Annotated in this window: 11 protein-coding genes; 4 read left to right on the top strand and 7 right to left on the bottom strand. The window is 41.6% G+C overall.

Annotated elements, in window-relative coordinates; all coding sequences use genetic code 11:
* Positions 1 to 325: 325 nt before the first annotated feature.
* Positions 326 to 1,264, bottom strand: coding sequence for a quinone oxidoreductase family protein (locus AC4IFO_RS06480; protein ID WP_490732831.1), 939 nt, complete (start codon positions 1,262 to 1,264; stop codon positions 326 to 328).
* 69 nt (positions 1,265 to 1,333) lie between these two features.
* Here AC4IFO_RS06480 and AC4IFO_RS06475 point away from each other — a divergent pair, with 69 nt between their 5' ends.
* Complete coding sequence (locus tag AC4IFO_RS06475) at positions 1,334 to 1,798, top strand: MarR family winged helix-turn-helix transcriptional regulator (RefSeq protein ID WP_490732829.1); 465 nt, start codon at positions 1,334 to 1,336, stop codon at positions 1,796 to 1,798.
* 18 nt (positions 1,799 to 1,816) lie between these two features.
* Here the strand turns inward: AC4IFO_RS06475 and AC4IFO_RS06470 are convergent, their stop codons facing one another.
* A complete protein-coding gene (locus tag AC4IFO_RS06470; RefSeq protein ID WP_490732827.1) occupies positions 1,817 to 2,359 on the bottom strand; it encodes a hypothetical protein in 543 nt (180 codons plus the stop codon).
* Between the two features lie 72 nt (positions 2,360 to 2,431).
* Positions 2,432 to 2,833 carry a RidA family protein gene (locus AC4IFO_RS06465; RefSeq protein ID WP_490732825.1) on the bottom strand — a complete coding sequence of 134 codons (402 nt, stop codon included), beginning with the start codon at positions 2,831 to 2,833 and terminating at the stop codon, positions 2,432 to 2,434.
* Positions 2,834 to 2,942: 109 nt separating this feature from the next.
* Here AC4IFO_RS06465 and AC4IFO_RS06460 point away from each other — a divergent pair, with 109 nt between their 5' ends.
* The gene (locus tag AC4IFO_RS06460) at positions 2,943 to 3,290 is read left to right on the top strand and encodes a helix-turn-helix domain-containing protein (protein ID WP_490732823.1); all 348 of its coding nucleotides are present in this window, start codon (positions 2,943 to 2,945) and stop codon (positions 3,288 to 3,290) included.
* A complete protein-coding gene (locus AC4IFO_RS06455; protein ID WP_490732821.1) occupies positions 3,287 to 4,594 on the top strand; it encodes a type II toxin-antitoxin system HipA family toxin in 1,308 nt (435 codons plus the stop codon). The genes AC4IFO_RS06460 and AC4IFO_RS06455 overlap by 4 nt, the downstream gene beginning before the upstream one ends.
* A 113-nt stretch (positions 4,595 to 4,707) precedes the next feature.
* Here AC4IFO_RS06455 and AC4IFO_RS06450 read toward each other — a convergent pair whose 3' ends face one another.
* Positions 4,708 to 5,808, bottom strand: coding sequence for an alkene reductase (locus AC4IFO_RS06450; RefSeq protein WP_490732819.1), 1,101 nt, complete (start codon positions 5,806 to 5,808; stop codon positions 4,708 to 4,710).
* 53 nt (positions 5,809 to 5,861) lie between these two features.
* Positions 5,862 to 6,461, bottom strand: coding sequence for a TetR/AcrR family transcriptional regulator (locus tag AC4IFO_RS06445; RefSeq protein ID WP_490732846.1), 600 nt, complete (start codon positions 6,459 to 6,461; stop codon positions 5,862 to 5,864).
* A gap of 125 nt (positions 6,462 to 6,586) precedes the next feature.
* Between AC4IFO_RS06445 and AC4IFO_RS06440 the strand changes: the two genes are divergently transcribed.
* Positions 6,587 to 7,714 (top strand): DNA alkylation repair protein, encoded by a 1,128-nt coding sequence (locus tag AC4IFO_RS06440; protein ID WP_490732817.1) that lies wholly within the window; start codon positions 6,587 to 6,589, stop codon positions 7,712 to 7,714.
* A gap of 137 nt (positions 7,715 to 7,851) precedes the next feature.
* On the opposite strand, the gene AC4IFO_RS06435 is transcribed toward AC4IFO_RS06440, so the two are convergent.
* On the bottom strand, positions 7,852 to 8,382 hold the full coding sequence (locus AC4IFO_RS06435) for a beta/gamma crystallin-related protein (protein ID WP_490732815.1): 531 nt from the start codon (positions 8,380 to 8,382) through the stop codon (positions 7,852 to 7,854).
* A gap of 153 nt (positions 8,383 to 8,535) precedes the next feature.
* Positions 8,536 to 11,391, bottom strand: a complete 2,856-nt coding sequence (locus AC4IFO_RS06430; RefSeq protein WP_490732813.1) for an RHS repeat-associated core domain-containing protein — start codon at positions 11,389 to 11,391, stop codon at positions 8,536 to 8,538.
* Between the last annotated feature and the right edge of the window lie 4 nt (positions 11,392 to 11,395).

Raw genomic sequence — 11,395 nt, 5'->3', positions numbered from 1 at the left:
ATCACGAAATATTGCGGGTAGAACACGATCCCCGCGGGATCACACTCAGAGAAATGGATCTTGTGGGGCTTAGTAAAATATTTCGTCATCAACAACTCCTATACTTTATCTATTAACTTTACCGTTTAGATATAGTTTATATATAAAGTAATTGTCGATAACTTAAAAGTCACAAATGATTAACATATGATGTGTGTCACTAAATGAAATGCAACAAATTGCGCAGCTTGAGGTAAATATTTGAAGTGTGACACTGTAGGATAGCGATAATAATTGAATCTACTAAGCTGATAAGCAACGAAAATGGGGCCTAATGCCCCACTGATTAAGAAACCAAAAACACAGAGCGTATATCGCTGCCGCCATCGTGCCATACATGGGCTAACTGGCTTAATGGAACTGTTTGGTAAGGCAAGTTAAACCCTTTCTCTGCGGTAGCGAATAATAGCTCCCCAACACAAGTCACTAAATCCTCAAGGGAAACACTGCCTAATCCACTGCCAATCAATGTCAGGCTCGAAGAGCGTAATACTTTGCTGCTTAATTGGATTGCATCGCCACTGATTGACCCAATTTGCACAAAACGAATTGGGTCACTTTCCACATTTATCGCGCCATTAAGGATGGCCGTTGCACTTTCCCCCCATAAATAATCAAGAACAATATCAATGCCTTTATTAAATAAGCGCGGTAATTCTTCTGCAAGTTTATCCAGTGGAATGGCTTCATCAGCACCTTGTTGGCGTAACTGTTCAAGTTTTTCAAGATTACGCCCTGTGACGATCACCTTTGATGCCCCAAGGTGTTTCGCAATGGGGACGGCAAGCGTGCCCGATGTTCCCGTTGCACCATTAATTAAAACAGTATCCCCTACTTGAATTTTCGCTTGGCGAGTCAGTGCTGCCCAAGATGAAAAACCTGGGTTGGCAATTGCCGCAGCCAGTGCCGCGTCGAGATTTTCAGGTACACGAATACAATGAGTTATTGGCACTAACGTTTGTTCTGACATGCCGCCCCATGGCGCTTCAGGTAATAAAAAATAGACGCGCTGACCATTTTCGAGCCGACCTACTCCATCAATTCCTGCAATAAATGGGTAGTGTTTAGGGGAGCTATAATGGGTTCCTGCTGCACGCACTCTCGCCAACTGACTTAATGCACTTGCTTCCACATTAATGAGAAAGTGCCCTTCTTGTTCGATAGGCGCATCAACATCATCATAAACGGGGGTCTCCCCTTTATTTTTCACGATAGCTGCTTTCATTTTTATTCCTTTCACATAGGTGTATAATGCACATATTAAATGAAGATAAATTAAACACCAAGAAATAATATGCAAAATACACCTAATTTACGGCAAATAGATGAACTCCATAGCGCGTTGTTGCGGATTGTTTTCCAATTTAATGATCCTAACCGCGATGATATCCTCATTAAAGCCGCAGGCATTAATTTAGATAAAGCATTGTTCCCTTTGCTGATAGGTATAGACAGGTTTGGGCCTGTAGGCATTGTTGAGTTAGCCAATATGGTTGGGCGGGATTACACCACGGTCAGCCGCCAAGTGGGAAAATTAGTGGCATTACAACTAGTCATCCGCCAGCAAGATAGCCAAGATAAGCGCATTCATAACGCTCTGATAAGCCCTCAGGGAAAAGAGATGACCGCTAAAATTGACCAAACTCGCTATCAGTTTTATCAACAAATGTTTAATCAATGGAGTGATGATGAGATTGGCGATTTTAAGCGGCTGATTGAGAAGTTTTCAACCGCCTTAACGCAATTTGAAACCCCTTAGCATCAGGGGCGTTGTTAATCAAACAGGCCTATCTATTTTATTTGCCGCTTTCTCTAACAAATTGTCTAAGCTGGAATGCAGTAAATGATTTTTCACTGCTTTACTTTCAACCTCCAGTTTAGACCCAATTTTTTTATCCATCGTATAGATATTCACTTTACCCGCCACATGCTCATATAACAATAAGCCATCGACACCCTCACCTTGCTTATCATGAAACTCAGTTAAAACCGTTTGCATGCGGGTTTTTGCTTGCTTATCGCCCTCCACGGCTTTGCGGAGGTCTTCCGTTAATAGCCCCACGGGTGCAGAATAGACATAGAGCACTTCAACAGAATAGCTATCATCATTATTGTCACAAATAAAACATTGCCGATTTTGCTCGTCAGGAAGTGCGATCATTTCCCGCAGCTCAATCAATAATTTTTGCCCATCGTTATACGGGGCTTGGGATATATCGAGAAACACTAAACGGTACGGACCGGGGTCACCCGCAAGCGCACTTGTCATACTGCATAATGAGAGAAAGCCCGCTGTCATTAATGAAAGAATGCGTTTCATAAGCAACTCAATGAGAATAAATAGACCTTTACTGTACGAGGTTTTTTCAGCAAAAGAAAAGAGCGAATTGTCTTATTCATTAACTGTTTTTACAGCAATACATTTAATTTCCACAAGCAATCCTGGGTGGGCCAATCCAGAGACACCAATACAGGTCCAAGCACACTCACCTCGAGGAAAAACAGCATCTTTGACGCGGCGAAAAACATCCATATGCTTTTTCATCTCCACATGAAATGTTGTCATTTCAACGATATCGTGGAAAGTAAAGCCTGCCTCATTGAGAACTAGACGTAAATTTTCCCAACAGGCTTGAAATTGGGCCTCAGGATCGTCAATCACCTGTAAATCTGCGGTACGCCCCACTTGCCCTGCACAATATAGCGTATCGCCAACGAGCACAGCAGGGGCATAACCTGCTCGCTGGGCTAATTTTTCCATTGATTTAGGAATAATTTGTTTTCTTTTTGGCATTTTTTCGATTCTTTAAAGCTAATAGACAAGGAGTAAATTGTAACGTATACATTGCAAAATAGCCAAATAAACGCTAATTTGTAATATATACATTACAGTCGAGGCTAATATGAAAATTTCAATGGCAATGTCTGACTTTGCAATCACACAAGAACTTTATAACCGCCTTGAATATTATAGACAATCAAGAGGCATATCACAGGAAGAACTCGTTGAAAATTTAGGGATTAGCCGACCGACTTATGCGCGAATACAAAAAGGCACTTGCAGCCTTGGCACTTTTATTAGTGTATTACGCGAACTCAATTTACTGGAAGGGTTCGATACCTTAGTGCCCCCGCCGTCTTTGCGTCCTTCTGAAATCGTTAAACAACAAAATGTTAGACGTAACCAAATACAGACTAAACTCTCTGTCAAAGAAATGTTAGCTAACCGAAAAAATAAAGGTTCAATATGATAGCCAAATCTTGCACCGTCTTTTTTGATAATATCCCGACTGGCTATTTGGCCTACACAGATGATAGTGGATTTGCGACGTTCGAATACACCAAGGAGTGGCAAAAAGAGGGTTTTAGCCTCTCCCCGCTTCACTTACCATTAAGTTCACAAACTTATACATTTCGCAGTTTGCCGGTTGATACCTATCGTGGCTTACCTGCTGTATTTGCAGATTCATTACCTGATGATTTTGGAAACGCCTTAATCAATGCGTGGCTTGCACGCCAAGGTAAAGATAAATCGCAATTTTTAGCCTTAGACCGCTTGCTCTATACCGGAACTCGAGGCATGGGCGCACTTGAATATCAACCGACAAATTATCCAAACGCGGAAGAAGATGCCCCTATCTTGATTGAAGAATTGGTGAATATCGCTCAAAAAGTGTTGGATGCACGAGATGATTTACACTTAACCGATAGCGAAGAATCTTCAATGTCTAAACTATTGCAAATCGGTACCTCCGCAGGTGGCGCACGCGCTAAAGCCGTAGTCGCAGTCAATAAAGATCGAACAGAAATACGTTCAGGCCAAGTTACCGTCCCTGAAGGTTTTGAACATTACTTACTTAAATTTGATGGCGTGGTCGAACACCAAACCAATAAAGAAACCTTTGGTGACCCAAAAGGGTTTGGGGTCATGGAGTATGTTTATTACCTAATGGCCACGCAAGTGGGTATTGAAATGTCCGAATGTGAGTTATTGCGGGAATCGCAAAGTGGTCGCGCCCATTTTATGACCAAACGGTTTGATCGTGTGGGTAACTTAAAATATCACGTGTTAAGTTTGTGCGGTTTAGCACATGCTGATTTTCGAAAACCTGGCGCATTCAGTTACGAAGAATTGCTGTTAACGGCGCGGCAATTGGGTTTGTCGAATAAAGAACAGGAGCAAATTTATCGCCGAATGGTATTTAATATTATCGCCCGTAACCATGATGACCACACCAAAAATTGGTCCTTTATGGTAAATGACGAATATGAGTGGCAACTAGCGCCCGCTTATGACCTCGCATGGAGTTATAAAAAAGACTCAGAATGGGTACAGTCACACCAATTATCCTTAGCCGGTAAGCGTGATAATTTTACCCATGATGATTTGTTATCAATTACCGAACAAATTACCCACCTTCGCCGTAATAAAGCGCAAAAGATTATTGATGAGACAATTACGGTAGTTTCAACATGGCGAGAACTGGCGGAACATCATGGTGTTCCCACTGCGCTGAGGGAGAGTGTTTGGAGCACACTTCGGTTAGATTGGTAACGTTTAGATTACATAAGATAGAAAAAAATAGAGAATTGTAATGTATACATTACAAAATAGGCACAATCAGTCTTCATGGTTTTCGATTGATTGTGCCTATTTTTATTATATTTCTACTTCATAAAAGGATAATCTGTGTAACCTTCTGCGCCGCCACCATAAAATGATTCTGGTCGCTGAGGATTCAGTGGTGCATCTTGTTGTAAACGAGCGACTAAATCAGGGTTAGCAATAAAGTCACGGCCAAAAGCCACTGCATCAATCAATCCCTTTTCGATTAAGTCTTCCGCTTTTTCAGGGGTATAAGCACCCGCACCAATAATCACACCGTCAAAACATTGGCGAACTTTCTGGCGAAATGCTTCGGTATAAGGCTCTCCACCAGCCCAATCAGGCTCAGAGAGATGTAAATAACCGATACCACGTTGGTTTAACGCGTCAATAACATACAACGCATCCGCTTCTTCATCAGGGCCATTCCCCGTATTTTGGAAACTGCCAATTGGCGATAAACGAATACCAATTCGCTCTGGTGCCCATTGTTCACAGACTGCATCAATCACTTCTAGCAGAAAACGGGCGCGGTTTTCAATGCTACCACCATATTGGTCATCACGATGATTCGCCTCTGGTGATAAGAATTGGTGCAACAAATACCCGTGAGCACCATGCAATTCCACCATATCAAACCCTGCTTGGCGTGCGTTTTCTACAGCTTGACGAAAATCATCAACGATTTTTGGGATCTCTTGTTGTCCCAATGCTCTTGGTGTAGTGGTATCCACGCGAATTGCTTGCCCATCATCGCCACGCAGTGATGTCCGTGTATTGGCGTTTAACGCTGAAGGCGCAACAGGAGCCTGCCCCTCTGGCTGTAATGTTTCATGAGAAATTCGCCCGGTATGCCACAATTGAACAGCAATATGCCCACCCGCTTCATGTACTTGTGCTGTGATCTCTTTCCATGCCGTGATTTGCTCTGCGCTATGCAATCCTGGAGCCCCCGCATAACCTTTTGCTTGCGCTGAAATTTGTGTTGCTTCTGAGATAATCAACCCCGCACTCGCACGCTGACGATAATACTCCCCCATTAATGCAGTGGGAATGTCACCCGGCTCGATGCTACGCAAACGCGTCAGTGGTGCCATGAATACTCTATTTTTTGCTGTAAAAGCACCGACTTTGAGCGGTGTGAATAATTTTTGTTGCGACATAATGGCTCCGTATTAGACCAGTCGACTATTAACTGAGTAAATAAAAACGCCAATTAATTATTTGGCGTACACAGTATATTTTTTACATGTTCCAAGGCTTTTTCCAATGGAACTGTGCTGCGTGTAATTTTTGATTGTAAATTTGCACCTAACCAAAGTGCATAGAAAACTTGAGCCTTCGATAAAGGATCCCCCGTAAAATAAAGCGACTTTTCTTGACGACCTTTTTCTAAAGTATCCGCAAGCAAACCAATAATTTGTCGAACACCATCATCCATCGCTTTATTCATATCTTCTGATAAATCACACACTTCAGCAGACAACTTTACCGTGAGACAACCGTTAGTTTGGCTGAGCTGGCATACCTGCTGAAACATTTCACCATAATACGCGAAAAAACGGTCACCATAATTTCCCGGCCCTTGAGTAAAGTGAGTGGTCAGCCGTTGCAAGTAGTCTGCATAGTAACGTTCAAGCATGGCAACACCAAACGCTTCTTTAGAGCGAAAATAATGGTAGAACGACCCTTTAGGCACTTCCGCTGTTTTCAGCAATTCGCTTAACCCCATCCCAGTAAAACCAAGATGTGAGCAAAGGCGCTCACCGGTTGCTAAAAGATGTTCACGTGTATCGTGTTCAGTGTGTTTGTTCATCATGCTACTGTACTGGACTGATTGGTCTAGTACAAGTTTTTTTCATTCTTCGCACAAAAATGGCATATTCTGCCAACTCAATTTCAGGCAATATACCCCCTTACAATAGCGAAGTGGGAATGGATATGACAAGCGCAACTGACGAGCAAAATGATAAAGCATTTAAACACCTTTTTAACGAGACACTACTGCAACAGCTTGCTGAACTCCTTTGCCTTGAATACCCCGAATTTAATGCAAAAGCATTGTATGATTTAGCCCCTAAAATATCCCAACTCGAAATGAAGGCGCGTGTCCATGCAATTCGAGATGTTTTAATTACAGCGCTGCCGTCTAATTACCCTAGCGCACTTAAAATTATTATTTCAGTGCTAAAACAAAACCAACTACAAGGATTTACTCTTTGGCCCTTTGCGGAGTTTATTCAAGTACAAGGTCTAGCACATTATGAAATTTCATTAGATGCCTTAAGGTTACTGACCACCCTTTTTACCTCTGAATGGGCTATTCGTCCTTTTATCAAACAATACCCTGATGAAACCATGCACTTTCTCGCCAAGTGTGCTAATGATGATAATGTGCATGTACGACGCTGGGCATCAGAGGGCACGCGGCCTCGCCTCCCTTGGGGGGAGCAATTACAAGCGTTCATTCAAGACCCTAGCGCTACTCGCCCTATTTTGGAGGCACTTAAATTTGATGGTGAGCTATATGTCCGTAAAAGCGTGGCAAATCACCTTAATGATATTTCGAAAGACCACCCTGATTACGTGACACAATTACTCGCAAAATGGAAACAACAGGCAAATACGCCGCAAGAACAGCAATACATCACGTGGATTATTAAGCAAGCGCTAAGAACATTAATTAAGCAAGGGGATCCCAACGCCTTAGCACTTATCGGCGTTGAATATGAGGCAAATGTCTCTATTGAGCAATTTAATGTCACGCCTAATATTAAACTAGGCGAATATTTAACACTCAAACTTTCTCTGCGTTCATACAGTGATAAACCGCAAAATTTGGTGATCGATTATATTATTAGCTTTATGAAAGCAAACGGAAAAACCGCCCCCAAAGTATTTAAATTGCGCACTATGACATTAGGTGCCCATGAAACCCTCACCCTAGAGAAAAAGCATGCTGTTAAACCCATCACGACAAGACAATATTATGCAGGAATGCAGCAAATACAGTTACAAATCAATGGGAAAATAATGGCTGAGCAGGATTGGCAGTTAGTTTTACCTTAAGACGTCACCATTAATAGGCTGAGATAAGATCTGTTTGTTAATGGTGAAAGTGCAACCTTCCCCATGTTCATACTGTGACATTAGAGCATTAAGTCATGAATAAGGTCAGGTTTTCCTGGCCTTATTCATGAGAATACTTAACGACGGATAATTTTGATGGAGCGAATTTTCTCGCCATAACCTAACGCATTATGTGTACCACCTGATTCCGTGTGGTATTTCCCTGTGTAGTTAAATCCTTCATAAAAACGCACTGTCCAACCATCTGGAATACTGAAAGAGGCGATTTTATCAGCAAAATTATAGCGGGATAAGTTAGGGATATTTTCATCAATTTCTAGATACTCCCCTTTTTGCCATGTTTTTGTGTAGACAACCATACTCTCTTCAATGTAATCGCCATTGAACGATATTTTACTGGTGCTGCATTTCGCATCTTTGGCTTTACAAAAAATACTGCCGTTTCCTTGGCCTAACTCACAGCGGCGAGAGACTTTTTGCCGTGCATTTTGCTCAGAAAAAGCGGCTTCTGCATAAAATTCAGAAAATGGCGACAGTGCACAAATATGCACAACTTGTGTATCATGACGGGAGGAATTACCGTGATAATTGGACTTTGCGTAGCTAAAGCTGGTAAACATAATCAGCAATAAAATACATTTTTTCATCGTAAAAGCATCTTTGGTCGATATTGAATTGCGCCAAATTACGGTGAATAAGCTAAATTTTCTAGTAGAACACTCCGATAAACAGAGGGTTAGTGATTTTTACCTATTATTACCCCAATCTCACTGATCTTTTAGCAAGATTGAGGTTAAATTTCAGATAGAAGCCCGCCGAGCTTTACGTGGCTTATACCATGTTTGACCATTTGCATTAAGCCCAAACCGCCAACTCATTAGTGAGGCTCTCTGACCAAAAAAACCTGATTGATAAATCAGTTTTCGGGCTCTCAATGCCTTATCAAATGGCGCACTTGAACGTATCCAACTGACAAACATCCCTGGACCTGTACTATCAACTGTAACATTACGGCGCATATGGGGAATGGCACGTTTCCCTTGCCACATAAGATATTTCCATGAAAAATTAGGATAATAATAGTTTTTCTTAGCCGTTAAAGTATCGAACCTATTTTGAGGGGTTACGCCAATAAAAGGCTCTACTTCATTGTGTGAATAAAGATGACGAATATAACGCATTACGCTATGTAGACTAAATGCATTCCTTTTGGCAGCAATAACCGCATTGCCCAACGCGGTTTTCCCTCCGTGATCTCTTCCCCGATGAATTAAGAGGTCGGGAAGTTCATCCTGGTTGTCTAAATACGGTCTAATTTCGCCAATTGGGCCATCGACCATCACATCAATATCCATATATAACCCACCAAACCGCTTGAGGACACCGATCCTGATCATGTCCGATGCCGCCGCATAATTTGCATAAGCGGTATTCGTTGATTCTCGGTTAATCGCCGCTTGATATTGGTAATCAAAGGGAGCGGGCTTTTGAACATGGATAATATTGAATATTGCTTGGCTATAACCGCGTTCAATAAGGTTATTTTTCAATTTAGTCGGGTTGTCGCTCCACAAATTAATCTTATATTGCGGGTTATTATGTTTAAAACTAGCGATGTTACTGATGCCATCTGCGGGAAGCTCTTTGTTACCGAGCCAAATATAATGCGCAATTTTAGGGTATTGCCCTTGTTCATCATAATACGTCACAGGGTTATTACGCGCCATTCGGTATAAATTACACCCGTCAGCAGCGCCAAGGGGGTCTGCACTTAACCAGCGACCAACCCAGGGCTGATAATAACGGCGTCCATAATAATATAACCCTGTAATATCAAGTTCCTTGCCGCCATAATGCCGCGTTTTATAACCCGCTAAAGAGGCATTATTTACCAGCCAAATTGCCGTTCCACCATAAGGATAATACTCTTCTTGGCTAATGATGTTTCCGTCGTTATCAAGCTCAATTCCTTGGTTTCCTGTCAATGAACTCAATGAGTAACACATGGCATTATTGGCAATCCCTTTTGGTATACCGGATTCCCAGTGTAGAACTTGCAACGTTACCCCAACCAAATCATTAACCGTAATCACTTCTAATTTTTCATCATCATTGCGATTTTTTAGCTCTAAGTTTGGTAAATATATTACGCGCGTTTTTTGTCCCGAACTTTCAGTCACTTTTACTGTTCGTTGATATTGATGATCATAACGATAATGTTCAATAACATCGGCGCTTTTAACGGAGCGAAGTTCTTGGTGAGACGTCCAATCAAGGTGTTGGCCCTGAAAGAGAGTTTGCTGTTGTCCTGCAAAGGTAAATAACTCATCGACTTTTTCAGAGCCTGAAATCAGTTCTTTTAATACTGCACGATTGCTCTGATTGCTAACAACTATTTGTGTTGAATAACTTTGATTTGTTGCTGGTGAGCGATGAGAAATTTTGGTTAAATTACCGCTGTTATCATAACTATAAACACGGAAATATCGAGTATAGGTTGCATTATCAAACGTAACACCACGAGAAGGCAATGAGGTTTGGCGAGTTTGGTTTGCCATTTCTCGCCCAGACGCACTGACTAATTGATATAATGAGTCATATCTAAAATATTGTTTTGACTCTATTTTTTGATTATACCAAAAGCGCGTTTGGCTTGCTTTATCATGGATACAAATAACATTGCCCACGGGGTCGTACTGGTAAATTAAGTGCTGAATTAATTTAAACCCCAGTAAATGTTCTGCTGGTCGTTGAGTTTTCATACTCACTAGGCGTTGGGTCTTTTGGTCATATTCGTAGTTTGTAATAATGCCATTACCGAGGACTTCACTGATTTTTAAGCCAAAAGGAGAATACTGAGCCTCCTTTAAAACACATTGCTCTAGCTCGTCTTTTACTTTTAATCTGTATGCTTTTAATTGCCCTGCGATATCATAAGATTGCCGATGTTGGTGGCCCTTTGCGTCTTTGGTCTCTAAACTTGCCCCTGTTGCATCTGTGATGCAATAACAGGAAAATGGGGTCGTATCGAGTCGTTCCTCTCGTTCATCCGTTTGCCAATCAACCTCATATTCGACATCTTCAATATATTGAATTAAACGCCGCGTTTGAGAAATCGGTTTCCCCAATAGCGATACTTGCTCTAATTGCAATAACCCCACAGTATCGTAATGTAAAATACATTGACCACATAAGTTAGCATCTTGAGAATGAATAGAATGATTCGCGTACTCAAAACACGCAGTCACACGACACTTTCCATCCGCCAATTTTTCTTTTAAACGCAATGGCCGACCGATGGCGTCGCTATCTTCGTAATCGTAAGTTTGGGTAACACCATTAGCATCAACACTTACTAATAGCCGGTTCTCTATGTCGTTAATCGTCGCGGAACGACCGTTATCCACGCCCTCACTCATCAATACAACCCCAGACAAATCAGCTTTAAAACGAAAATTGAATGACGCTTCATCATGCAAACGTGGATCGCTCAACTCCACTAAAAAACCTCGAATATCAACTAATTGAAAGGTAAGTCTTTCTTCTGTTATTTCGGGAGTATTCGGGTGGCGATAATATTCAATTTTACGAATATTGAGCCCGCGGTTGTCAGTGATGGTTATTGACGGTGTTTTCTCCATTGAAAATTCATCCATTTTT

This window comes from Providencia sp. UF-224 (assembly GCF_058245955.1).
Note: the sequence above shows the minus strand (reverse complement) of the source record. Positions and strands in the feature narration are given on the sequence as shown.

What these genes read in the sequence shown, in the direction of transcription:
- AC4IFO_RS06480 (WP_490732831.1), bottom strand. Translation starts at nt 1,264, where the DNA reads ATGAAAGCAGCTATCGTGAAAAATAAAGGGGAGACCCCCGTTTATGAT.
- AC4IFO_RS06475 (WP_490732829.1), top strand. Translation starts at nt 1,334, where the DNA reads ATGCAAAATACACCTAATTTACGGCAAATAGATGAACTCCATAGCGCG.
- AC4IFO_RS06470 (WP_490732827.1), bottom strand. Translation starts at nt 2,359, where the DNA reads ATGAAACGCATTCTTTCATTAATGACAGCGGGCTTTCTCTCATTATGC.
- AC4IFO_RS06465 (WP_490732825.1), bottom strand. Translation starts at nt 2,833, where the DNA reads ATGCCAAAAAGAAAACAAATTATTCCTAAATCAATGGAAAAATTAGCC.
- AC4IFO_RS06460 (WP_490732823.1), top strand. Translation starts at nt 2,943, where the DNA reads ATGAAAATTTCAATGGCAATGTCTGACTTTGCAATCACACAAGAACTT.
- AC4IFO_RS06455 (WP_490732821.1), top strand. Translation starts at nt 3,287, where the DNA reads ATGATAGCCAAATCTTGCACCGTCTTTTTTGATAATATCCCGACTGGC.
- AC4IFO_RS06450 (WP_490732819.1), bottom strand. Translation starts at nt 5,808, where the DNA reads ATGTCGCAACAAAAATTATTCACACCGCTCAAAGTCGGTGCTTTTACA.
- AC4IFO_RS06445 (WP_490732846.1), bottom strand. Translation starts at nt 6,461, where the DNA reads ATGAACAAACACACTGAACACGATACACGTGAACATCTTTTAGCAACC.
- AC4IFO_RS06440 (WP_490732817.1), top strand. Translation starts at nt 6,587, where the DNA reads ATGACAAGCGCAACTGACGAGCAAAATGATAAAGCATTTAAACACCTT.
- AC4IFO_RS06435 (WP_490732815.1), bottom strand. Translation starts at nt 8,382, where the DNA reads ATGAAAAAATGTATTTTATTGCTGATTATGTTTACCAGCTTTAGCTAC.
- AC4IFO_RS06430 (WP_490732813.1), bottom strand. Translation starts at nt 11,391, where the DNA reads ATGGATGAATTTTCAATGGAGAAAACACCGTCAATAACCATCACTGAC.